The sequence below is a fragment of the Streptomyces sp. NPDC043996 genome (assembly GCF_056435225.1).
The window spans coordinates 396,340-420,646 of record NZ_JBWKEY010000005.1 but is presented as its reverse complement, the minus strand read 5'-3'; the positions used below and the strand labels follow the sequence as shown (position 1 = coordinate 420,646).

Below are 24,307 nucleotides of genomic sequence, written 5' to 3'. Positions count from 1 at the left end.
CCCGTCGCCCGCCGACCGCCACCCCGCCCGCCCGCCCGCCAGGAGATCCGATGCCGCAGCTCCTCACGCACCGCGTCCGCGTCCTCGCCGCCCCCGGCGACCGCCACGACGAGATCCTCACCCCCGCCGCCCTCGACTTCGTCGGCGCGCTCGCCTCGGCCTTCCGCGAGCGCCGCCGGGACCTGTTCAAGGAGCGCGGCCGCCAGGCGATCCGGCTCGCCGCCGGGTCCCCGCTCGACTTCCCGGCGGTGACGCGCCGGGTGCGCGAGGACCCCCACTGGCGCGTCGCCCCGCCGGGCCCCGGGCTCCTCGACCGGCGGGTGGAGATCGCGGGGCCGCCCGAGCGCCGCGCGGCGGCGGCCGCCCTCGCCTCCGGCGCGCGGGTGTGGGTGGCGGACTTCGAGGACGCCACGGCGCCGACCTGGGCGAACGTGATCGACGGGCAGGTCGTGCTCCTTGACGCCGTCGAGCGGCGCATCGGCCACCCGACTCCCGTGGGCGCGGAGCACAGGCCCCCGGCCACGATCACGGTCCGGCCGCGCGGCTGGCACCTCGACGAGGAGCACCTGGAGTACGAGGGGAGCGCCGTGCCCGCCGCGCTCGTCGACTTCGGCCTGTACTTCTTCCACTGCGCCCAGCGGCAGCTCGACGCCGGGCACGGCCCGTACTTCAGCCTGCCCAAGCTGGAGAACCGCTACGAGGCCCGCCTGTGGAACGACGTGTTCGTCCTGGCGCAGGAGCTCCTCGGCATCCCGCGGGGCACGATCCGGGCGACCGCGCTCATCGAGACGGTCACGGCGGCCTTCGAGATGGAGGAGATCCTCTACGAACTCCGCGAGCACGCCGCCGGGCTGACCGCGGGCCGCTGGGACTACCTCTTCAGCGTCATCAAGACCTTCGGGCACCGCACGGACTTCCTGCTCCCCGACCGCGCCAGGATCACCATGACCGCCCCGTTCCTGCACGCGTACACCGACCTCATGGTCAGCACCTGCCACCGGCGCGGCGCGCACGCCATCGGCGCCATGGCCGCCCAGGTCCCGGACGGGGAGCCGGAAGCCGCCGCGGCCGCGCTCGCCGCGGTGCGCCTGGACAAGGAGCGCGAGGCCGAGGACGGCTTCGACGGCTCCTGGGTCGCCAACGCGGCGCTCGTCCCCGCGTGCCGGGAGGCGTTCGACGGCGTGCTCGGCGACGCGCCGCACCAGCTGGACCGGGCCCGCGGCGACGTGGACGTGACGCCCGCGCGACTCCTGGCCGTGCGGCGCGTCAGCGGGCCGCCGACGCCCGAGGGCGTGCGCGTCAACGTCTTGGTCGCGGTGCGCTACTTCGCCGCCTGGCTGCGCGGACAAGGCACCGTCGTCGTGGACGGGGTGACGCAGGACGCCTCGACCGCCGAGATCGCACGGGTGCAGATCTGGCAGTGGCTGCGCCACGGGGCCGTCGCACGGGAGGAGGTGCTGCGGGTCCTCGACGAGGAACTCGACGCGCTGGTGGCCGCGTTCCCCTTCGCTCCCCTGGCCGAGGTCCGCGGCCTCTTCGAGCGCTGCGCCCTCGCCGCCGAACTCCCCCGGTTCTTCACGCCCGACGCCTACAGCCGCCACCTCGTGCGCACCACGGAGCCCCGGTCATGAGCGCCGCCATCCAGCGCGTCGGAGTCGTCGGCGGCGGCCAGATGGGCGCGGGCATCGCCGAGGTGTGCGCGCGGGCGGGGCTCGACACGCTCGTGTGCGAGGCGGATGCCACCGCCGCGCACGGCGCCCGCGCACGCGTCGCCGCCTCCCTCGACAAGGCCGTACGGCACGGCAAGTCGACGCCCCGCGAGGCCGAGGCCGCCCTGGAGCGGCTCACCTTCACCGGGCAGCTCGACGACCTGGCCGACCGGCAGCTCGTCATCGAGGCCATCGTCGAGAACCCCGACGCCAAGACCGAGGTGTTCGCCGCCCTGGACAAGGTCGTCGAGGACCCCGAGGCGATCCTCGCCACCAACACCTCCTCGATCCCGGTCATGCGGCTCGGCATGGCGACCCAGCGCGCCGACCGCGTGGTGGGCCTGCACTTCTTCAACCCCGTGCCGGTGCTGCCGCTGGTGGAGGTCGTCACCTCGCTGCACACCTCGGCGCGGACCACGGACCGCGTACGGCACTTCGCCACGGCGACGCTCGGCAAGACCGTCGTGCACTCCCGCGACCGGGCCGGGTTCATCGTGAACGCGCTCCTCATCCCGTACCTCCTGGCGGCGATCCGGATGACCGAGTCCGGCTTCGCCACCGCGGCCGACGTGGACCACGGCATGGAGCTCGGCTGCGCCCACCCCATGGGCCCGCTGCGCCTCGCGGACCTGATCGGCCTCGACACCGTCGCGGCCATCGCGAACTCGCTGTACGAGGAGTTCAAGGAACCGCTGTACGCGCCGCCGCCGCTGCTCCAGCGCATGGTCGAGGCGGGCCTCCTTGGCCAGAAGTCCGGGCGCGGCTTCCACGTCTACGACCGGCGCCAGCGGGGCTGAGGCGGCCCAGGGCCCGCGCTGTCCGCATCATGGACAGCGCGTCCCCACGGCGGCGCGTTCCCGCCTAAGCTGACCCACGCAGCTGGTTCGCCCCGTCCGCCAGGCGGGAGCGTCGCAAGAGGGAACCCGGTGGGAATCCGGGACTGCCCCGCAGCGGTGAGCGGGAACGACCGCCGTCACACGCACTGGGCCCGACGAACGGGGCCTGGGAAGCGACGGCCAGTAGGAGTCCTCCGTCAAGGAAGGGCGTGCCCGCGAGTCCGAAGACCTGCCAACTGCCCGTGCGCGGACCCCTTCGCGCGCGGACATCCCGGTGACCTCGAGGGCGGGTCGGCGTACAGAGCGAACGGACGACCGCGCGGATATCGCGCCAGGTCGTATCCCTCCGTCCGCTCCGTCACCCTTCGCGCCCCCGTCCCGTCGCCGGGACCTCAGGGACTCATCTCGCGAAGGAGATCTCCGTGACCAGCAAGCCCGCAGCCGCGGCAGCACGGGCCACCGTGTACGGCTACCCCCGCCAGGGCAAGGACCGGCAGCTGAAGAAGGCCATCGAGGGCTACTGGAAGGGCCGCGGCACCGCCGACGCCCTCCACGCCACCGCCGCCGAACTGCGCAGCACCCACTGGCGCCAGCTCGCGGAGGCGGGCATCCACGAGGTCCCCACCGGCGACTTCTCGTACTACGACCACGTCCTGGACACCACCGTCATGGTCGGCGCCATTCCCGCGCGCCACCGCGACGCCGTCGCCGCCGACGCCCTGGACGGCTACTTCGCCATGGCGCGCGGCACCCAGGACGTCGCCCCGCTGGAGATGACCAAGTGGTTCGACACCAACTACCACTACCTCGTCCCCGAACTGGGCCCCGACACCGTCTTCACCGCGAACTCCGTGAAGCAGGTGGCCGAGCTGAAGGAGGCGCTCGCGCTCGGCCTCGACGCCCGCCCGGTCCTGGTCGGCCCCGTCACGTATCTGCTGCTCGCCAAGCCCGCGCCCGGCGTCGCCGCCGACTTCGAGCCGCTGACGCTCCTGGACCGGCTGCTCCCGGTGTACGCCGAGGTCCTCGCCGACCTGCGCGCGGCGGGCGCCGCGTGGGCGCAGCTCGACGAGCCCGCCCTGGTCCAGGACCGCACCCCGGCCGAACTCAACGCCGCCGCCCGCGCCTACCGCGACCTCGGCGCCCTCACCGACCGGCCGAAGCTGCTCGCCGCCTCCTACTTCGGCCGCCTCGGCGAGGCCCTGCCCGTCCTGGCGAAGGCCCCGGTCGAGGGCCTGGCCCTGGACTTCACCGAGTCCGCCACCGCGAACCTCGACGCGCTCGCCGCCGTCGGCGGGCTGCCCGGCAAGCGCCTGGTCGCCGGGGTCGTCAACGGCCGCAACATCTGGATCAACGACCTGGAGAAGTCCCTGGCGACCCTGGGCACCCTCCTGGGCCTCGCCGAGCGGGTCGACGTGTCGGCCTCCTGCTCGCTCCTGCACGTCCCCCTGGACGCCGCGGCCGAGCGCGACATCGACCCGCAGATCCTGCGCTGGCTGGCCTTCGCCCGGCAGAAGACCACCGAGATCGTCACCCTCGCCAAGGGCCTGTCGCAGGGCACCGGCGCCATCACCGCCGAACTCGCCGCCAACCGCGCCGACCTGGCGTCGCGCGCCGGGTCCGCGCTCACCCACGACCCGGCCGTACGCGCCCGCGCCGCCGCCGTCACCGACGCCGACGGGCGCCGCTCCCAGCCGTACGCCGAGCGGGCCGCGGCCCAGCGCGCCCACCTCGGCCTGCCGCTGCTCCCCACCACCACCATCGGCTCCTTCCCGCAGACGGGCGACCTGCGGGCCGCCCGCGCCGACCTGCGCGCGGGCCGCATCGACACCCTCGGCTACGAGGAGCGCATCAAGGCCGAGATCCAGGAGGTCGTCGCCTTCCAGGAGAAGACCGGCATCGACGTCCTGGTGCACGGCGAGCCCGAACGCAACGACATGGTCCAGTACTTCGCCGAGCAGCTGACGGGGTATCTGGCCACGCAGCACGGCTGGGTCCAGTCGTACGGCACGCGCTATGTGCGCCCGCCGGTCCTCGCGGGCGACATCTCACGCCCCGTGCCGATGACGGTGCGCTGGACCACGTACGCCCAGTCGCTCACGAGCCGCCCGGTCAAGGGCATGCTGACCGGCCCCGTCACCATGCTCGCCTGGTCGTTCGTCCGCGACGACCAGCCGCTCGGCGACACCGCCCGCCAGGTCGCGCTCGCCCTGCGCGACGAGGTCGGCGACCTGGAGGCCGCGGGCACCTCCGTCATCCAGGTCGACGAGCCCGCCCTGCGCGAGACGCTGCCGCTGCGCGCCGCCGACCACGAGGGCTATCTGGCCTGGGCCACGGAGGCGTTCCGGCTCACCACCAGCGGGGTGCGCCCGGACACCCAGATCCACACGCACATGTGCTACGCCGAGTTCGGCGACATCGTGGCCGCCATCGACGACCTCGACGCCGACGTCATCAGCCTGGAGGCGGCCCGCTCCCACATGCAGGTCGCCCGTGAACTCGCCGCCCACGGCTATCCGAGGGAGGCGGGGCCCGGCGTGTACGACATCCACTCCCCCCGCGTCCCCAGCGCCCAGGAGGCGGCGGCGCTCCTGCGCACCGGCCTGGAGGCGATCCCCGCCGAACGCCTGTGGGTCAACCCCGACTGCGGCCTGAAGACCCGCGGCTGGCCGGAGACCCGCACCTCCCTGGAGAACCTGGTCGCCGCCGCCCGTGCGGTGCGCGGGGAGCTGTCGGCCCCCTGACCGCAGGTGGCCGATCGCCCCGTTTCCCGTCTCCGCCCGCCGTGCTACACACGACTCACCCGGCGCGGCCACGAGGTGAGCGCGTGAGGGGGAGCGGGGAGGAGGCGGGGGTCGCGTGCGCGAGGGCCGGAGGCCGAGGGGCCCGCGCGGCAGAGCCGCCGGGGTCTGCCTACTCGTGAGCGCGGGCGCGGTCGTGGCGTCCCTGCTCGCCGTGGACTCCGGGGGCGCCGCCCGCGCGGCCCCGCCGGACGTGCTGCGGGCCGAACGGTCCTTCGCCCGGGCCTGTTTCGCCCGGCCGCTGGCCGCCGGGGCCGCGGGCGCCGACCGGCGCGAGGTGACCGCCACGGCCGACGGCCTCGTGCGGGCGCGGCTGTCCCCCGTGGCCCGGACGTCGCCCGGCGGCGCGCGGGGCGACTGGGACGTGGCCGTGTTCGACCGCGCCACCGGCGATGTCGTCGCCGCCTCGGCGGGCCCCCGGTCCCGGGAGCTCGCCGAGGGGTTCGTCGAGCGCGGGCAGCGGCTCGTGGTGCAGGGGTGCCGCTACGGCGGGCCCGCCGCAGCGGCACGGCTCGGCCTCGACTTCCTGGCGACGCCGCCGAGCGCGACCGGCGCCGCGCGGACGGGCACGCCCCGCGGCGCCCCGTCCGCCGCCGCGCCGCCGCCCCAGCTCGTCCGCGTGCGCGCCCCCGCCCGCGCCGACCGCGACCGGCTCGTAGGGCTCGGCTTCGACGTCACCGGCAAGGGCGACGGCGAAGGACTCGACGTCGTGCTCGCCGACGGCGGCGACCGGGCCGCCCTCGCCCGCCACGGCTTTAGGTGGCGGGTGGTGGAGCGCGACCTGGCCGCGCGGTCCGTGCGCGACGCCCGCGCCGACCGGGCCTACGCGGCGCGCACCGCCCGCTCGCCGCTGCCGTCGGGGCGGACCGGCTACCGGCATCTGTACGACTACGAGTACGAGTTGAAGGAGCTGGCCCGTAAGCACCCCCGTCTGGTGCGGGTGTTCACACTGCCCGAGCCGACCTGGGAGGGCCGGGACGTCGTCGGCGTGGAGATCACCGACGGCGTGCGGCACGCGGGCGACGGCAAGCCCGTCGACCTGACGATGGGGGTGCACCACGCCCGCGAGTGGCCGAGCGGCGAGGTCGCCATGGAGTGGGCGCACGAGCTGGTGCGGGGGTACGCGCTCCATCGCCCCCTGCGCCCGCTCGTCGCGCGCACCCGGAGCGTGGTGGTGCCCGTCGTCAGCCCGGACGGGTTCGCCGTGTCCCGCGAGGCCGCGCCCAAGGGCGACCAGTCCCGCTTCGACTACGAGTCGAAGCGGAAGAACTGCGCTGTGCGGGACGCGCCACCGCCGTACGCGACGGGCGTGTGCGCGGCCAACCCCGCGGGCCGCCTTCGCGGCACCGACCCCAACCGGAACTACGGCGGCTTCTGGGGCGGCCCGGGCGCCGGGCCCACCTGGAACGGCGACGCCTACCGGGGACCGGAGCCCTTCAGCGAGCCGGAGGCGCGCAACGTCCGCGCCCTGGTGTCCTCGCGCCAGGTGACCCATCTGACCACGCTGCACACGCCCGCCGCGCTCGTCCTGCGCCCGCCAGGACTCGCCGACACCCGGCCGCCGCTCGACGAGCCCCGCTACCGCGCGCTCGCCGAGAAGGTGGCCGCCCGCACCGGCTACCCGTCCCGGCCGAGCTGGCAGCTGTACGACAACACCGGCGCCACCGAGGACTGGTCGTACTGGGCGACCGGCGGCTGGGGCCTGACCGTGGAGCTCGCGGGCGGCGGCTTCCACGGGCCCTACGCCGAGGCCGTGGTCGCCGAGTACGCGGGTCTTCCCCCCTCGCCCGGCGCGGGCCGGGGCGGCAACCGCGGGGCGCTGCTCGCCGTGCTCAAGGACACCGCGGACCCGGCCGCGCACGCGACGCTGACCGGGCGGGCGCCCAAGGGGCACGTCCTGCGGCTGCGCAAGACGTTCCGCACGCCGACGTCGCCGGTGCTGCAGCCGGACGGCTCGACGAAGCCGCCGCTCCAGGTGACGGACCGCCTCGAGTCGGTGCTCGAGGCGCGCGGGGGCCGGTTCCGGTGGGCGGTGAACCCCTCGACGCGGCCGTACGTCGCCGGGCGGTACGGGCGCGACCCGCAGGGCCCGCCGCAGGACGGCCTCGCGGTGACCAATCCGCCGGGCGTGCCCCCGGTCAACGACGGCTACCCGGGCGACCCGGCGGCGGAGAGCTCCACGTTCCGCGTCGGCGGGCCGCCGGACGTCGACAACGGCAAGCTGACGGTGGGCGTCTCCTGGTCGTCGCCGCGCACGCACTGGGACCTGTACCTGTACGACGCGTCCGGGGCGCCCGTCGCCTCCGACACCAGCGGGGAGACGTCCGCGCGCGCCGTCCTCCTCGATCCGCCGCCGGGCACCTACCGGGCGGTCCTGGTGAACTACGCGCAGGCCGACCCGGCCGCCGTCGACGACTGGAGCGGGCGCGTCGACTTCGCCCCGCCGCTCCCGGCGACGTACGGCGAGAAGGAGGCGTACCAGCTGTCCTGTACGTCGCCGACGGGCCGGGTGGTCGGGCTGACGGACGTCTACGCCGAGCGCGGCGAGAGCGTCGACGTCGGTGACATCTGCGCGGTGCACAGCGTGAGCAGCAGGAGCAGGCCGCCGAAGGCGAGGTAGGAGACGGCGTCCGGGAACCATTGGAGCAGCGCGCCCGCGAGGGTCGCGCCGAGCGGCGGCGCCGCGAGCAGCAGCAGCCCGACCCCGCTGTGGACGCGGCCCTGCAACGCGTCGGGCGTGCGCGCGACTTGGGCGTACGTCATCAAGGAAGCGGACAGCGAGACGGCGGCCGCGCACGCGCACAGCAGCGGTGCGAGGAGCACCGGCGCGGCGCTGAGCGCCATCAGGGGCACGGCGAGCGAGCAGGCGGCTCCGCAGGCCAGGAGCACCGCACGGGCGGGCACCCGGTCGATCAGGCGCGGCGCGAGGAGGGCGCCGGCGAGCGCTCCGGCCGCCCAGACGTCGTACAGCACACCGATGGTGAGGCTGGAGGTGCCGTGCCGCCCGCTGACCACGACGACGGTGAGGGCGACGCCGTCGACGGCGAAGTTCTGCGCGGAGGCGACGAGGGTGAGGCGGCGCAGCACGCGGTCGCGCCACAGGAAGCGGACGCCTTCGGTGAACGCGGCCCACCAGCGGGCCAGGGTGCGCTCGGCGGCGTCCAGAGGGGTGCGCAGGGCGTGCACGGTCGCGGCGGAGACCAGGAAGGAGGCCGCGTTCAGCCAGAACGGCAGGCTGTGGCCGCCGGTGAACAGGGCGCCGCCCACGAGCGGGCCGAGCAGGGCGGCGACCTGGCCGCGGACGCGGCTGGCGGCGAGGGCCGTGGCGAGCCGGTCGGCGGGGACGATCCGTTGGAGGGAGGCGAGTCCGGCGGTGCCGAAGGGCGCGGCGAGCAGACCGAGGAGGACCCCGGCGCCGCACAGGACGGGCAGCGAGGCGTGGCCGAGGGCGATGGCGGTGGCGAAGGCGGCGCTGACGGCGGCGCGGCCGTACTCGCACCCCAGCATGACCGCGCGCCGGTCGCAGCGGTCGGTGACGGGTCCCGCGGCGAGGCAGGCGAGCGCGACCGCGCCCGTCCAGACGGCCTCCACCAGGCCGACCCGCAGCGGCGATCCGGTCTCGGCGAGGACGAGCAGCGGCAGGGTGAGGGCGGCCGCGCCGGAGCCGAGGACGGACAGGCCCTGGCCCCACAGCAGGAGCTGGAAGTCGCGGTTGCGGCGCAGCCGGTGCGGCGGCGTCGCGCGTTCGCTGCCCGGAGCGGTCACGGGTCACGGACCGGTGGTCGTCAGGAACGGCAGCGCGCCCGGGGCGACGCCGAAGCGCGCGGCGTGGACGGCGAGCAGGACGCCCGCGGTGCCGGTGGCGAGGTCCATCGACAGGCGCAGGCGGCCGTCGAGGGCGAAGGCGGTGCGGCCCTGGTGGCGCACGGCGTGCAGGCCGAGGGACCTCAGGTGCGGCGCGGTGGGCGCGCCGAGGTGGGCGCTGGCGTACAGGACGCCCGCCTGGCCGCTGAACAGGCCGCTGTTGAGGAGGAGTTCGGTGTCCAGGCCGTCGCGGACGCGGTCGCGCGCGTGGGCCAGGTGGGCGTCGTCGCGGACGCGCAGATAGGCGTCGAGGGCGAGGCCGATCCCGGCGCTCCCGGCGTCGAGCCCGCAGCGCCACAGCGGCCCGGAGCGGACCTGGAGGCGGCGGCCGCTGGGGACGCCCAGGTGGCCGAGGTCCCGGGCCAGGGCGGTGCCCGCGTACCGCAGCCACGAGGAGTCGCCGGTGGCCTCGTACAGGCGCGTGAACAGCAGGGCCGGTCCCGACCAGCCGCGCATCAGGCCGGTCGCGCCGGACTCGGCGGCGAGCCTGCGGGCGAGCGCGCGGCCGATGGCGGGCGCTCCCCCGGCGCTGCCGCGCCCTGCGGCCGTGGCCGCTTCGGGGCCGAACCGCAGCAGTGCGAGGCCGATGCCCGCGAGCCCGCCGAACAGCGATGACCCGCACCGCTGAAGGTCGAACTCCCGTAGCCGGGCGAGGACTTCGAGGGCTTCGGCGCGCAGGCCGAGGTCGTCGAGTACGCACGCGACGCCCGCCACGCCGTCGTACAGGCCCGGCCGCGGCCAGCGCTCGGCGCGGGCGGCGCGGACGAGCCAGTCGGCGTGTTCCGCGGCGCCGGGGTGCGGGGCGCGGCCCGTGACGCGCAGCGCGTGCAGGACCCCGGCGGCGCCGAACGCGAGGGACGCGCCCTGGTGCTCCAGCTGCCGGACGTCGCCGGGGAAGAGCCGGTCGTGGCGGTCGGGGGTGGCGCTGGCGAGGACGGCGGCGCGCAGGTCGTCGACGAGGGCCTGCCAGGCGGCGTCGTCGTCGCCGTCGGGCCAGGTCGCGCGTGGCGCGTCCGGCTCGTGCGGGGGCGCGAGGCGGCGGCGCAGCGACGGGCCGAAGTCGTCCGGCACCGCGAAGCGGTCCTCGGCGGCGGCGATGAGCTCGCGGTGCTTGCCGGGCGCGAACCGCAGCAGTTCGGTGAGCGGCAGGTACAGGGCGAGGCGCAGGCAGGCGAGGGCGTGCTCGTCCGCGGCGCGGCCGCTCCGCGCCCAGGGCGCGCTGAAGCCCTCGGTGGCCAGGGCGCTCGCGCCCTCCGCGCCGCTGTCGCGGTCGGCCTCGCGTGCGGTCTCGAAGTCGACGAGGCAGACGGAGCCGTCGGGGCGGACCATGACGTTGCCGGGCTTCAGGTCGCCGAACACGAGGCCGCGCTCGTGCAGCGCGGTGAGCGCCCGCTCGATCCTGGTGTACGTGGTGTGCGCCCACGCGGCGTAGGCGTCGCGCTCGGCGGCGGTGGCGCCGGGCCGCAGCAGCGGGTGGCGGCGTCCGATGGCCTCGTGGAGGGGCTCGCCCTCAATGAACTCCTCGACGAGGAAGTGGTGTTCCCAGTGCCGGACGCGGCCGTACGTCCTGGGCGCCTGCCCGTCCAGGCCGTCGAGGGCCTCCAGCACCGCGTGTTCGTGGGCGAGCCGGGCCACGGCGTCCGTGCCGCGCAGGTCGAGCCCGGCGTGCGGGCGGGCCTCGCGCAGCACGACGGGCCGCCCGGTGGCGGTCTCGACGGCGCGGTAGACGCCGCCGCCGTTGCTGAACAGGAGTGCCTTCTCCACGCGGTAGGGGAACGTGCCCGCGCGCCGCTCCCGCGCGGCGGTGGCGATCTGCTCCTGGACGAAGGCGGGCACCTCGGCCCACTCGGGCACCTTGAACGAGGCGCCGCGCGTGTCCGGGACGAGGACGCCGTCGGGCCGCTCGACCGCCGCGACGTAGGCGCCGTCCGGGGCGAAGCAGTAGCGCTCCTGGAACGCGCCGTAGCGCACGTACAGCGGTCCTGGGCCCCAGCGCAGGTCGTTGAGGACGTAGGGTCCCGCGACGCCGTGCAGGAGCGACGTCAGTTCCTTCAGGGTGAGTTCGAGGACCGCGTCGTCGGCGGGGTAGAGGGTGACGAGCTTGCCGCCCGACGAGCGGGGCGCCGGCTTTCCGTTGATCTGCTTCAGGAGGGCGCCGCCGCGCAGGAACTTGAAGGCGATGTCGCGGGCGACGCAGTAGTCCCAGACGGTGTCGACGACCCGCTCGGCGTCGGCGGCCCTCGCCGAGGCGTGCGCCTTCCAGCCCTGCCGGGGCAGGAGGGCGCCCTGGGGCCGCAGATTGACCCAGATGCCCTGGTCGGCGCGCTCCCAGCCGTCGGGCACGGGGGCACGGCCGCGGGCGAACCAGGTCGCCTCGTCGTCGAAGTGCTCAAGGCCGTCGGTGAACAGGGGGGCGTCGCCGGGGTAGCTCATGACGGGTGCGTCCTTCCGTTGCCGGGGCCGGTCGGGCGGCAGGGAGTGCGCGGAGAAAGCGGAAAAAGGGGCGGAAAAAGGGGTCGAGCGGCCGCGACCAGGGCGTCGCCGTCGGCCGCTCGACCGTCATGTGCTCCGTGGGCTTCAGAGGAACGCGAAACCGCTCTGGCTGCTGCCGGTGTTGCACGGCCACAGCGACGCGCTCTCCTCTTCGAGGTCCTGGAGTTCGAGGATGTCCGTCATGACTTCACCTCCTTCCGAGCGTCCGGGCGGACGGCTGGCCGGGGCGGCAGCAGGGGCAAGGCGGTGACCCCTTCGTACGCCGCGGCCAGGGCGAGCAGGACACCGGCGGAACCGGTGGCCAGGTCCATGGAGAGGCGCGGCATCCGCAGGCCCGGGAAGGCGAGGGCGCCCTTCCAGGTGCGGGCGTGCCAGGCGAGCAGCCGGATCTGCTGCTCCAGGGGCGCCCGGTGCGCGGCGTCGCGCGCCGCCGCGAGGGTGGCGATCGCCCCGGCGCGGCCGCGCAGCAGGCCGGGGAAGCGGACGTACAGGACGCCGCAGGCGCGGTAGACCCCGGCGAGGAGCGCGGCGCGGGTGTCGTCGGGGCGGTGGCGCAGCAGGTACGGCAGGACGGCGGCGAGGCCGCTGCTGCCGCCGTGCAGATACGGCAGCGTGGTGGTCGCGTGCCGCAGCTGGACGCCGCCGTCGGGCGCGGTCACGCAGCGGGCGAGGTCGTGCGCGAGGGCCCGCTCGGCCAGGTCGAGGTAGCGCTCCGCGCCGGTGTGCTCGTGCAGGCGGCAGAACAGGGCGGCCGCGCCGGTCGGGCCGTGCAGCAGCCCGATGGGTTCGTAGGCGTCGGGGCGCCCGGGCGCGGGGGCCTCGTCGGCGAGGGTCTCGGCGATGCGCAGGGCCTCGTCCTCGTGGCGCCGCTCGCCGGTGACGGCGGCGAAGTGCAGCAGGTTCAGGGCGATGCCCGCGCGCCCGGAGAACAGGTCGGCGCCGACCCGCCCGGTGGCGGAGGCACACCGGCCGAGCAGGTCGAGCGCCGCCTCGCGGTGGCCGAGGACGTCGAGGGTGTACGCGACGCCGTGCAGCCCGTCGTACAGGCCCGGCGGCGGGTCGCTCGCCGCGCGGGCGGTCGCGGCCAGCCAGCGCGGATAGGCGTCGGGGAGTTCGGCGCCCGCCTGGTGCAGGGCGTAGAGGACTCCGGCGGCGCCATAGCCGAAGGCGGCCCCGCCGAGCCGCCGGGGCCCGGTGGGGGTCCCGGGGAACAGCCGGTCGGCGCGTTCCGGCGTGGCCGCCTGGTGGATGCCGCGCACCAGGGCGTCGCGGACGCGCGGCCAGTCCAGGGGCGTCTCGGTGAACAACTCCCCTGCGGTGTCGGCCCTTTCGGGCCCGCCCTGGGGCAGGAGCGCGGTGAGCATCCGCTCGCCGTGGCCGGGCGGCACCGGGTGGTGGCGGCCGATCTCGGCGACCAGGGTGGGCACCTTCACCGGGTCGCCGTGGTCGACGGGCAGCAGCAGCGCCATGCGCACGCAGTTCAGGAGGTACGCGTGCGCCTGGGCGCCGGTCAGGCCCGGGGGCACGGTGAAGCCGGGGTCGCCGTGGGCGGGCGGCCGGTCGTCGTCGAGGGCGGTCGCCGACGCCAGGTCGATCAGAACGATGTCGCCGTCGCCGCCGGGCCGCAGCACGACGTTGTGCGGCCGCAGTTCGCCGAGCCTGAGGCCCCGTGCGCGCACCGCGTCGAGGGCCCGCTCCAGGCGGTCGAGGACGCCGAGCGCCCAGCGGGTGTAGCCGGGAATCTCGCGGCGGGCGTACGCGCTCGTGCCGAGCGGCAGGCGCAGGCTCTCGGCGAACAGGTTGGTGCCCTCGACGTGCTCGCGTTCGAGGAAGTGGTGCCCGCCGACGGTGCGGTAGGGGCCGGGCGCGGGTACGCAGCCGAGGCCCGCGAGGCGGGTCAGGTTGTGGTGCTCGCGGGCGAGCCGGGTGGCGGCGTCGTCGCCCCGGGCGTCGAGACCGGCGCCGGGGCGGGCCTCCTTCAGGACGACGGTCCGTCCGGCGCTGGTGCCGGTGCTGGGGGCGGCGGGCTCGGTGGCGGCGAGGTAGGTGCCGCCGCCGCAGCCGAGGCGCAGGGCGCTCTGGACGCGGTACGGGAAGTCGGCCGCGGGCCGGGTGCGCCGGGCCGCCAGGTCATCGGCGAGGACCGGGGGCAGCGGCCGGTCCTGGGGCGGCGCGAAGACGGCGCTCGGGGGCCCGGCGCGGGTGCCGGGCGGGGCGTAGGCGTCGTACCGCACGTGCAGCGGTCCCTCGCCGTGGGTGAGGGCGCCGAGGACGCGCGGTCCGCTCATGCCGTGCAGGAGCACGCCGAGGTGGTGGAGCGTCTCGGTCAAGGCGGTGTCGTCGACGGCGTAGACGGTGATGAGCTTGCCGCAGCCGAAGCGGTCCGCGCGGTCGCCGTTGACCTCGCGGGCGGTGGTGGTGCTGCGGATGAAGTCGAAGGGGACGCCCCGGTCGAGGCAGTGGCCCCGGACGATCTCGACGGCCTTCTCGACCTCCGTCAGGCCGACGGAGACGTGCACGAGCCAGCCCTTCTCGGGCAGGGCGGGGCGCGCGGGGCGCAGCTGTATCCACCAGTCCGACGCGGTGCGCCGCCAGCCCGGGGGCGCCGGGACGTCGCAGGCCGCGAACCGCTCGGCGGTGTCGTCGAGCAGTTCGGGGCGTTCGAAGAAGTCGGGGTCGGCGAGGCTGAACCGGTGGAAGTCCTCCGGTGTCATCATCGGGCGGGCCTGGCGGTCAGCGCGACCGGCACCGGACCCTTCCGCCGTTCGAGCCGCTCCCGGTCCGCCTCCGCGGCGAAGCGGTCGTTGAGCTGCCGGGCCGCCGCGGCCCACTCGCGGACGGTGCGCACCGGCCGCAGCGTCCGCAGGACGTACGGGTCGCCCCAGCGCTCCTTGGCCCGGGCCCAGACGGCGTAGGGGTCGTCGCGCAGGAGGTTGCCGACGGAGCCCTCGTACACGGGCATCCAGCGGACCTCGCCGTCGGGTTCGACCTGCATCACGTGGGAGCCGTCGCGGGGCGAGCGCGGGTCCGGCGGCATGATGAGGCCGAGGTTGTCGGTCGTGAAGACGCGGGTGTGCTCGCTCGCCAGGGACCCGAGGCTCTCCTGGAATTCCTTGGTGACGAGCCACTCCATCTGTTCGTCGAACAAAAGCTCGGTTTCGCCGAATTCGACGCCGCTGCCGAGTCCGGAGGGCGCGGCGGCGTTGAAGGTGATGCTGGCGAGATGCGGAAAACGGTCGGCCATGAGGCGGACGAAATCCTCGAGTTCGTCGAGGTTGCCGCGCATCACCACGTATTCGACGGTGTAATTGAGCTGTCCGAGGCCGGCGGCGGCGCGGCGCACAGCCGTCCGCTCAAGATGGCCCAGTGCCGTCATGGCCCGGTCGAAGGAGCCGGCCCGGCCGCGGACGCGGTCGTGGGTGGCGGCGCGGGCCCCGTCGACGCTGACCGTGATCTGGCTGAACACCTCGGCGAGGCGGTCGGGCAGCGTCTCGTCGAACAGCCAGCCGCTGGTGTACAGGCAGGTGGCGATGGACGCGTCGGTGAGCTTGCGGGCGATGTCGAGGACGTTTTTGATCAGCAGCGGCTCGCCGCCCGCGATCGAGACCACGCGCGGCTTGAGGGCGAGGAAGGCGTCGGTGACGCGCATGCCGTCCTCGGCGGAGCGCAGCTGCCGCGAGGGCCTGCGGCCGGATTCGGAATAGCAGTGGACGCACCGGAGCGGACACGCGTACGTGATGTCCCAGATGATGATCTCCGGACCTTCGGCATCGTGCATGAATTCCCCCAGAATCGTCTCGCATGCGCGCGTCCGGCAGCCTGCGGCGGTCCGCCCGGTTTCCGTCCCCGAATCCGGCTGGCATTCCTCCGGAGCGGGTGACCTCACGATGGCCAAAGGCGCGGGGGCCGCGCCACAACTGTTCCGCTCACCGGAACAACGGCGCGGCCCCCGCACGGGACGGAAGCGGGAATTCAGTACCGCAGCAGGGAGGCCGCCGCGGCCGTGCTCCTGGGCGGCATCCGGGCCAGGCGGGCCTCGATGGCCGCGGCCGCGGCGGCCGCCGCGGCCGACACCGCGGCCAGCTTCGCCGCCGCGGGCACCACCGCGGCGAGCGCGGCGACGGTCCGCCCGTCCGGTGCCCGCACGGGCATCGCGACGCAGGACACTCCCTCCTGGACCTGCTCGCGGTCGAGGACGGGCCCGCGCGGGCCGTCGGTGAAGACGCGGCCCGCGGCGGTGTCCAGCGGGAAGCTCATCCCGTTGTGCACGGGCACGAGCCCCTCGACCCTGCCGGGCACCGAGGCCACGGTCAGGGCGAGTTCGTCGCGCAGCACGGTGAGCACGACGCTGGCACCGGTGGAGGCGCGAAGGCGGTGCAGCGGGATGCGGGCGGCGGGGCGCAGGCCCGGGTAGGGCTGCCAGGCCTGGCCGAGCCGGAAGAGCTGCGGCCCGACGACGTAGCGGCTGCCTCTGCGTTCCACGGCGCCGACGAGGCCGAGCTGGTCGAGGAGGCGGTGGGCGCTGCCCTTGGGCACCGAGCAGGCGAGCGCGAGTTCCGTGAGGCTCGCCTCGCCGCCGCGCCGGCGCAACGCCTCGAGCAGGGCGAAGGCTCCGACGAGCACCCCTCGGCCCTGCTGGAGGGATGCCCCGCGGTCGTCCGGTGGCTCCGCCTCCGCCGCGGGCCGCAGTCGCGCCCGTCCCGTACCGTTGCGCCCGCGTGCGGGCATGGCTGATGACAGTTGGGTCCCTGGCATGGTCGTTCTCCCCCGTTCGCACACCCGCGTCCCCCCTGACGAGGCCGCGGGCAACTGGCCATGCTGCGCGGGTTCGTGGCATTACCGCCAGACGAGAATGCGCCGACTCACGGCCACCACGGGGCGCTCCCCCCAGCGCCTCTGTCAGCCCACCCGCCCCTGGCACCTCTGCCCTCACACGCACCGGGCGCCACCCGCACCCGGGTGCGGCACACGCGGACCACCCGGCGCTCGGGGGCGCGCAGGGCTCATTTGCGGGGCGGGGCCCGGCGGGGGCGCTATGAACTACACGTATACACCCCATGTATAGTTCCGGCATGCGTCCGATAGTCAAGATGAAGAACCCGGGGAAGGGGTTGCGTTCGCGCACGCCCGTCCTCGGCGCCGCCGCGCTCGCGGCGAGCGTGGCGGCGAGCCTCGCCCTCACCGGCTGCACCCAGCTGGACACCGTCTCCCCGAGCGCCGTCCGCAAGGGCGCCGCGGACGCGAAGGGCAAGGACCAGGCGGGCTTCGGCAGCGTCGACTGCCGCAAGGCCAAGTGCATCGCGCTGACCTTCGACGCGGGCCCCAGCGAGAACACCCCGCGCCTGCTGAAGATCCTGAAGAAGGAGAAGGTGCCCGCGACCTTCTTCACACTCGGCAAGAACCACATCGAGAAGTACCCCGAGCTGGTCAAGCAGATGGACGCCGAGGGGCACGAGGTCGCGAGCCACACCTGGTCGCACAAGATCCTCACCAAGATCAAGCCCGCGGAGGCGCGCGCGGAGCTCGAGCGTCCGAACAAGGCGATCGAGAAGCTCATCGGCAAAAAGCCGACGCTGATGCGCCCGCCGCAGGGCCGCACGAACGACGCGGTCAACAAGCTCTCCCGCGAGCTCGGCCTGTCGGAGATCCTCTGGACGGTGACGGCCAAGGACTACACGACCAACGACTCCGCCCTGATCACCAAGCGGGTCCTCGAGCAGTCGAGCCGCGACGGCATCATCCTGCTGCACGACATCTACAAGGGCACGGTGCCCGCGGTGCCCGGCGTCATCGACGGGCTCAAGAAGCGCGGCTATGTGTTCGTGACCGTGCCCCAGCTGCTCGCACCGGGCAAGGCGGAGCCTGGCAAGGTCTACCGCTAGGGCTGTCGCCCCCGTCCGCCGCGACTCGCGCCCCGTCCGCCGCCACAGGCCCCGCGCTCACCAGGTGACGTGCAGGGCCTCCGGCGCGCGGTGGATGAGCGTGGGCCGCATCGTGACCGGGCCCCCGTCCTCGTCGAGCCGCAGCCCCGGGAACCGCCGCGTGAACAGCTCCAGCGTCACCCGCAGCTGCTCCCGGGCCAGCTGCGCCCCCGGGCACGCGTGCGCGCCGAGGCCGAATGCCACGTGCCGGGCGGCGGTGGGCCGCGTGAGGTCGAACACATCGGGCCGGGGGTGGCGCGCGTCGTCGCGCCCCGCCGCGCCGAACCCCACCAGGAGTTCGGCGCCCGGCGGCAGCTCGGTGCCCGCGAGGGTCACCGCGCGCGTGGTCACCCGGCGGAACCCCTGCAACGCGGTGTCGTACCGCGCGGCCTCCTCGATGGCGGCCGGAATCCGCTCCGGCTCCGCGCAGATGAGGCGCCACTGCTCGGGGTGGCGCAGCAGGTGCAGGAACGTGGTGCCGATGAGGGCGGTCGTGGTGAGGTGCCCGGCCAGCAGGAAGTTGTTCAGGTGGGACACCAGCTCGGCGCGCTGAACGAGCGTCAGCACCCGCCCCTCGCCCCGGACTTGCAGGTCCCCCCGCTCTCCCTGCTCCCCCCGGTCCTCGGCCTCCCTGAGCTCCTCCCCGTACCCGTCCCCCTCGTCCGGTACGAGCGAGGTGACCATCTCGCTGCACAGGTCGTCGCGCGGGGCCGCGTACCGGTCGCGCACATAGCCGTCCAGGAGGCGGCGCAGGGCGACCATGTCGTGGGCGGCGGCGATCTGCTCGTCCTCGCCGAGCGGGCGGAACAGCAGTTGCTCGGTGCTGTGGCCGCCCCGCACCACGGCGGGCACGTCCGCCGGGTCGAAGCCGAGGACGTGCCCGATCACCTGCCCCGGCAGCCGCAGGGCGTACGCGCTCATCAGCTCCGCGCGACCCTCGCCCGCGAGCGCGTCCACCAGCGCCTGGGCCCGCTCGGTCACGTACGGCAGCGCGGCGGCGACCCGGGCCGGGCTCAGGCCGCGGCTGATCGGCGCGCGCAGCCGCTGGTGGGCGGGGCCGTCGGAGGTGACCACGACGCGGCTGCGGCCGCCGTCGCCCGCTCCGGAGCCCGCGAGCACGGCCAGGGCGGCCGGTGAGGGGACCACGTCCCCGCGGACCGCATTCGCCGACGAGAACACGTCCGGGCGGCGCAGGACCTCCCGCACGTCCGCGTCCCTGGCGACGAGCCAGGCCCGCATCTCGGGCACGTACGTGAGGCCCCGGGCGCGCCGGGCGCGCGCGTACAGCGGATAGGGGTCACGCATCAACTCATCGAGCCTGGCGTGCTGTTCGCGATCCATGAGCTCCATGGTGGCGACGCCGCACGCCCTGCGAAACCCTGCGAACACGCTCCGCTTTCGTGCCTCAGGCCACCGAGTCGACGCGGCGGGGACGCGGGCCCTCGTGGTGGATCGGGGTGTGGGCGCCGGTGAGGGAGCGGCCGGAGCCGCCGCGGCGGCTCGCCACGACCTCCGCGGCGATCGAGAGGGCCGTCTCCTCCGGTGTCCGCGCCCCGAGGTCGAGGCCGATCGGGGAGCGCAGGCGGGCCAGTTCGAGCTCGGTGACGCCGACCGCGCGGAGCCGGTCGTTGCGCTCCAGGTGGGTGCGGCGCGAGCCCATCGCGCCCACGTAGGCGACGGGCAGGCGCAGGGCGAGCCGCAGCAGCGGTACGTCGAACTTGGCGTCGTGGGTGAGGACGCACAGGACGGTGCGGGCGTCGACGTGGGTGTCCGCGAGGTACTCGTGCGGCCAGCGCACGACGATGTCGTCGGCGTCGGGGAAGCGGGCCGCCGTCGCGAAGACGGGCCGCGCGTCGCAGACGGTGACGTGGTAGCCGAGGAACTTCCCGGCCCGTACCAGCGCCGACGCGAAGTCGATCGCGCCGAAGACGATCATCCGGGGCGGCGGCACTGAGGACTCGACCAGGACGGTCAGGGGCCGCCCGCAGCGGGAGCCGTCCGCGCCGATCTCCACGGTCCCGGTGCGCCCGGCGTCGAGCAGCGCGCGGGCCTCGGCCGCCACCGCGCGGTCGAGCTCGGGGTGGCCGCCGAAGCCGCCCTCGTGTCCTGCGCCCTCGCGCACCAGCAGGGCCCGGCCGAGCAGCTCGTCGGGTCCTGAGGTGACGCGCGCGACCGCCGCCGCCTCGCCGCGCGCGGCGGCGAGGACGGCGGCGGCGAACACCGGCCGCGCGGGACCGTCCGCGCGGACCGGTGTGACCAGGATGTCGATGACGCCGCCGCAGGTCAGGCCCACGGCGAAGGCGTCGTCGTCGCTGTAGCCGAAGGTTTCGAGAACGGTCGCGCCGTCCTGGAGGACCTGCTGGCACAGCTCGTACACCGCGCCCTCGACACAGCCGCCGGAGACCGAGCCGATCGCCGTGCCGTCGCGGTCGACGGCGAGCGCGGCGCCCGGCTGGCGCGGGGCGCTGCCGCCGACGGCCACCACCGTGGCGACGGCGAAGTCGCGTCCCTGCTCGACCCACCGGTGCAGCTCTTCGGCGATGTCCAGCATTGTCGGCCTCCTGTTTCCAGTAAACGGTAGAAACGGCGGAGCGGGGCGGGTGCGCTTAGTGCACGCCGAGCCAGCTCTCGATGGGGTTGAGCGCGAAGTACACGAAGAAGATCACGGTCAGGCCCCACATGAAGGCCCCGATCTCCCGCGCCTTGCCCTGGGCGGTCTTGATGGCGACCCAGGAGATGACCCCGGCGGCGACGCCGGTGGTGATGGTGTACGTGAAGGGCATCAGGACCACGGTCAGGAACACCGGGATCGCGGTGGCGCGGTCGGCCCAGTCGACGTGCCGGGCGTTCATCATCATCATCGCGCCGATGACGACGAGCGCGGCGGACGCGACCTCCTGCGGGACGATCGCGGTCACCGGCGTGAAGAACAGGCACGCGGCGAAGAACAGGCCGGTGACGACCGAGGCGAGACCCGTGCGGGCGCCCTCGCCGACGCCCGTCGCGGACTCGACGAACACCGTCTGCCCCGAGCCGCCCGCGACGCCGCCGATGGCTCCGCCCGCGCCGTCGATGAACAGGGCCTTGGACAGGCCGGGCATGCGGCCCTTGTCGTCGGCCAGGTTGGCCTCGGTGCCGACGCCGATGATCGTGGCCATGGCGTCGAAGAAGCCCGCGAGGACCAGGGTGAAGACGATCATGCCGACCGTCATCGCGCCGACCTCGCCCCAGCCGCCGAACTCCACGTCGCCGAAGAGCGAGAAGTCGGGCGACGACACCGCGCCGCCGTGCAGCTCGGGGGCGCCGTTGGCCCACTGCTTGGGGTCGATGACGTTCATCGCGTTCAGGGCGACGGCGACGAGCGTGCCGGTGACGATGCCGATGAGGATCGCGCCGGGGGTCTCCCGGGCCTGCAGCATGAAGATCAGCAGCAGGGTGCCCGCGAAGAGCAGCACGGGCCAGCCCGTGAGCTCACCGGCGGGGCCGAGCGTGAGTGGGGTGGCCTTGCCCTGGTGCACGAAGCCGCCCTTGACCAGGCCGATGATGGCGATGAACAGACCGATCCCCATGGTGATGCCGTGTTTCAGGGCGAGCGGGATCGCGTTCATGATCATCTCACGCAGCCCGGTGACCACCAGAAGCATGATCACCACGCCGTACAGCACGCACATGCCCATGGCCTGCGGCCAGGTCATCTCGGGCGCCACCTGCGAGGCGATCACCCCGGACACGGAGAGCCCGGCGGCGAGCGCGAGCGGCACCTTGCCGACGAAGCCCATCAGCAGGGTGGTGACGGCCGCGGCGAAGGCGGTCGCGGTGATGAGGGCCTTCTGCCCCATCGTGTCGCCCGCGGCGTCCTTGCCGGACAGGATCAGCGGGTTGAGCAGGACGATGTACGCCATCGCCATGAAGGTGGTGATGCCGCCGCGCACCTCTCGCGCGACCGTCGATCCCCGGTGGGATATGTGGAAGTACCGGTCGAGCCAAGACCGCCCGGCGGGGACGCGCGAGCCGCGGCCCGCGTCCTCCGCGGTGGTCTTGGGCTCCAGGGACTGCTGGGTCATGGTGCCTACTCCCAAGGTTCACAGGGGCACCCGCGCGACGGCGCGGGATTTGGGATGGTGACTGGCTGCACGACCCGGGGGACGGCCCGAGACGAACGGGGGCTCACAAGGAGCGTGACGACCGCGAGCGGCGCGGTACTGGGGGGCTCCGGGCGGTGTGGGCTTGAGGGAAGTGTGACGTTCCTGGGAGGCGCACACCGCCCGGAGAGCGCGGGGTGGTGGAGCGGTCAGGTTCCGGTGAGGTGCTCCGGGCGGACCGGCGTCCTGTTCAGTTCGAGACCCGTCGCGTTCCGGATGGCGGCGAGGACCGCCGGAGTCGACGACAGGGTCGGGGCCTCGCCGATGCCGCGCAGCCCGTACGGGGCGTGCTCGTCGGCGAGTTCGAGGACGTCGACCGGGATGGTCGGCGTGTCGAGGATGGTCGGGAGCAGATAGTCCGTGAAGGACGGGTTCCTGACCTTCGCGGTCTTGGGGTCGACGACGATCTCCTCCATCACCGCGACGCCCATGCCCTGGATGGTGCCGCCCTGGATCTGGCCGAGGACGGAGAGCGGGTTGAGCGCCTTGCCGACGTCCTGCGCGCAGGCCAGCTCGATGACCTTGACCAGGCCGAGTTCGGTGTCGACCTCGACGACGGCGCGGTGCGCGGCGAAGGAGTACTGGACGTGGCCGTTGCCCTGGCCGGTGCGCAGGTCGAAGGCCTCGGTGGGCCGGTGGCGCCACTCCAGCTCGATGTCGACGGCCTCGCCCTCCAGGACGTCCACGAGGTCGGCGAGGACCTCGCCGCCGTCGGTGACGACCTTGCCGCCCTCCAGGAGGAGTTCGGCGGTGGCCCACGCCGGGTGGTACGTGCCGAACTTCTCCCGGCCGAGCTGAAGGACCTTCTCGCGCACGGCCTCGCAGGAGTTCTTGACGGCGCCGCCGGTGACGTACGTCTGGCGCGACGCGGACGTCGACCCCGCGCTGCCGACCTGGGTGTCGGCCGGGTGGATGGTCACCTGGGTGACGCCGAGCTCGGTGCGGGCGATCTGCGCGTGCACGGTGACGCCGCCCTGGCCGACCTCCGCCATCGCGGTGTGCACGGTCGCGACCGGCTCGCCGCCGACGACCTCCATGCGGACCCGGGCGGTCGAGTAGTCGTCGAAGCCCTCGGAGAAGCCGACGTTCTTGATGCCGACGGCGTACCCGACGCCCCGGACGACGCCCTCGCCGTGCGTGGTGTTGGACAGGCCGCCGGGCAGCTGGCGCACGTCCGAGCCCTCGGTGGTCTCCCACTGGCGCTCGGGCGGCAGCGGCATCGCCTTGACCCGGCGCAGGAGTTCGGCGACCGGGGCCGGGGAGTCGACCGGCTGCCCCGTCGGCATGATCGTGCCCTGTTCCATAGCGTTGAGCTGCCGGAACGCGACGGGGTCAAGGCCCAGCTTCGCGGCCAGCTTGTCCATCTGCGCCTCGTAGGCGAAGCACGCCTGGACCGCGCCGAAGCCGCGCATGGCGCCGCAGGGCGGGTTGTTGGTGTAGAGCGCGATGGCCTCGATGTCCACGTCGTCGACGACGTACGGGCCGACGCTCAGCGAGGAGGCGTTGCCGACCACGGCCGGGGACGCGGAGGCGTACGCGCCGCCGTCCAGGACGATCCGGCACTTCATGTGCGTGAGCTTGCCGTCCTTGGTGGCCCCGTGCTCGTAGTGGAGCTTGGCGGGGTGGCGGTGGACGTGCCCGAAGAAGGATTCGAAGCGGTTGTAGACGATCTTGACGGGCTTGCCGGTGCGCAGCGCCAGGAGGCAGGCGTGGATCTGCATCGACAGGTCCTCGCGGCCGCCGAACGCGCCGCCGACGCCGGCGAGCGTCATCCGGACCTTCTCCTCGGGCAGGCCGAGGACGGGGGCGATCTGCTTGAGGTCCGAGTGCAGCCACTGGGTGGCGACGTACAGGTCGACGCCGCCGTCCTCGCCCGGTACGGCGAGGCCGGACTCGGGGCCGAGGAAGGCCTGGTCCTGCATGCCGAAGGTGTAGTCGCCCGTGACGATCACGTCGGCCCGCTTCGCGGCCTCGTCCGCGTCGCCGCGGATGATGGGCTGGCGGTGCACGATGTTCGGGTGCGCGACGTGGCCCGCGTGGTGGTCGTCGCGGCCCTCGTGGACGAGGATCGCGTCCGGCGCCGTCGCGCTGGCCTCGTCGGTGATGACGGGCAGCTCGCGGTACTCGACCTTGATCTTGGCGGCGGCGCGGCGCGCGGTCTCCGGGTGGTCGGCGGCCACCAGGGCCACCGGCTCGCCGTGGTGGCGCACCTTGCCGTGGGCGAGGACCGGGGTGTCCTGGATCTCCAGGCCGTAGTTCTTCACGTCCGTCGGCAGGTCGTCGTACGTGAGGACCGCGTAGACCCCGGAGGTCGCGAGCGCCTCGCCGGTGTCGATGGAGACGATCTCGGCGTGCGCGACCGGGGAGCGCAGGATCTGGCCCCACAGCATGTCCTCGTGCCACATGTCGGACGAGTACGCGAACTCGCCGGTGACCTTGAGGGTGCCGTCCGGGCGCAGCGTGGACTCGCCGATGCCGCCCTTGGTCCGCGACCCCTGGGTGACGTTGCCGGGAATGCCCGTCGTGCGGGTGTCGGCCATGACC

General features: G+C 74.4%; 14 protein-coding genes and 1 riboswitch. Of the genes, 5 read left to right on the top strand and 9 right to left on the bottom strand.

Annotation, left to right across the window (positions count from 1 at the left end):
* Positions 1-50 precede the first annotated feature (50 nt).
* The 4 genes from aceB to AC07A4_RS15865 all read left to right on the top strand — a co-directional run bounded on the left by aceB (position 51) and on the right by AC07A4_RS15865 (position 7,963).
* A complete protein-coding gene (gene aceB / locus AC07A4_RS15880; protein ID WP_478598282.1) occupies positions 51-1,631 on the top strand; it encodes a malate synthase A in 1,581 nt (526 codons plus the stop codon).
* A complete protein-coding gene (locus tag AC07A4_RS15875; RefSeq protein WP_478598280.1) occupies positions 1,628-2,506 on the top strand; it encodes a 3-hydroxybutyryl-CoA dehydrogenase in 879 nt (292 codons plus the stop codon). The genes aceB and AC07A4_RS15875 overlap by 4 nt, the downstream gene beginning before the upstream one ends.
* Before the next feature lie 66 nt (positions 2,507-2,572).
* A riboswitch (cobalamin riboswitch) is annotated at positions 2,573-2,796 on the top strand.
* A 171-nt stretch (positions 2,797-2,967) separates the two neighbouring features.
* Entirely contained in the window at positions 2,968-5,286 is a 2,319-nt protein-coding gene (gene metE / locus AC07A4_RS15870) for a 5-methyltetrahydropteroyltriglutamate--homocysteine S-methyltransferase (protein WP_478598278.1), read from the top strand.
* 175 nt (positions 5,287-5,461) lie between these two features.
* Positions 5,462-7,963 (top strand): M14 family zinc carboxypeptidase, encoded by a 2,502-nt coding sequence (locus AC07A4_RS15865; RefSeq protein WP_478598276.1) that lies wholly within the window; start codon positions 5,462-5,464, stop codon positions 7,961-7,963.
* On the opposite strand, the gene AC07A4_RS15860 is transcribed toward AC07A4_RS15865, so the two are convergent.
* The 5 genes from AC07A4_RS15860 to AC07A4_RS15840 form a co-directional block, all read right to left on the bottom strand.
* The gene (locus AC07A4_RS15860; protein WP_478598273.1) at positions 7,873-9,108 is read right to left on the bottom strand and encodes an MFS transporter; all 1,236 of its coding nucleotides are present in this window, start codon (positions 9,106-9,108) and stop codon (positions 7,873-7,875) included. The two genes, AC07A4_RS15865 and AC07A4_RS15860, sit on opposite strands and share 91 nt — an antisense overlap.
* A gap of 3 nt (positions 9,109-9,111) precedes the next feature.
* Positions 9,112-11,640: a class III lanthionine synthetase LanKC gene (gene lanKC, locus AC07A4_RS15855; RefSeq protein ID WP_478598270.1), complete on the bottom strand. Its 2,529-nt coding sequence runs from the start codon at positions 11,638-11,640 to the stop codon at positions 9,112-9,114.
* Positions 11,641-11,879: 239 nt separating this feature from the next.
* On the bottom strand, positions 11,880-14,417 hold the full coding sequence (gene lanKC / locus AC07A4_RS15850; protein ID WP_478598267.1) for a class III lanthionine synthetase LanKC: 2,538 nt from the start codon (positions 14,415-14,417) through the stop codon (positions 11,880-11,882).
* On the bottom strand, positions 14,414-15,478 hold the full coding sequence (locus tag AC07A4_RS15845; protein WP_478598265.1) for a radical SAM protein: 1,065 nt from the start codon (positions 15,476-15,478) through the stop codon (positions 14,414-14,416). Before AC07A4_RS15845 ends, lanKC (AC07A4_RS15850) begins: the two co-directional genes overlap by 4 nt.
* 194 nt (positions 15,479-15,672) lie before the next feature.
* A complete protein-coding gene (locus AC07A4_RS15840; RefSeq protein WP_478598262.1) occupies positions 15,673-16,428 on the bottom strand; it encodes a helix-turn-helix domain-containing protein in 756 nt (251 codons plus the stop codon).
* Positions 16,429-16,790: 362 nt separating this feature from the next.
* On the opposite strand from AC07A4_RS15840, the gene AC07A4_RS15835 reads away from it, so the two are divergent.
* Entirely contained in the window at positions 16,791-17,582 is a 792-nt protein-coding gene (locus tag AC07A4_RS15835; RefSeq protein ID WP_478598935.1) for a polysaccharide deacetylase family protein, read from the top strand.
* A gap of 57 nt (positions 17,583-17,639) precedes the next feature.
* Here AC07A4_RS15835 and AC07A4_RS15830 read toward each other — a convergent pair whose 3' ends face one another.
* The 4 genes from AC07A4_RS15830 to AC07A4_RS15815 form a co-directional block, all read right to left on the bottom strand.
* Positions 17,640-18,962, bottom strand: a complete 1,323-nt coding sequence (locus tag AC07A4_RS15830; RefSeq protein ID WP_478598260.1) for a cytochrome P450 — start codon at positions 18,960-18,962, stop codon at positions 17,640-17,642.
* Between the two features lie 64 nt (positions 18,963-19,026).
* Positions 19,027-20,172 carry an XdhC family protein gene (locus AC07A4_RS15825; protein ID WP_478598258.1) on the bottom strand — a complete coding sequence of 382 codons (1,146 nt, stop codon included), beginning with the start codon at positions 20,170-20,172 and terminating at the stop codon, positions 19,027-19,029.
* Between the two features lie 55 nt (positions 20,173-20,227).
* Positions 20,228-21,685 carry an NCS2 family permease gene (locus AC07A4_RS15820; protein ID WP_478598255.1) on the bottom strand — a complete coding sequence of 486 codons (1,458 nt, stop codon included), beginning with the start codon at positions 21,683-21,685 and terminating at the stop codon, positions 20,228-20,230.
* Between the two features lie 227 nt (positions 21,686-21,912).
* Positions 21,913-24,303: a xanthine dehydrogenase family protein molybdopterin-binding subunit gene (locus tag AC07A4_RS15815; RefSeq protein WP_478598252.1), complete on the bottom strand. Its 2,391-nt coding sequence runs from the start codon at positions 24,301-24,303 to the stop codon at positions 21,913-21,915.
* Positions 24,304-24,307 lie beyond the last annotated feature (4 nt).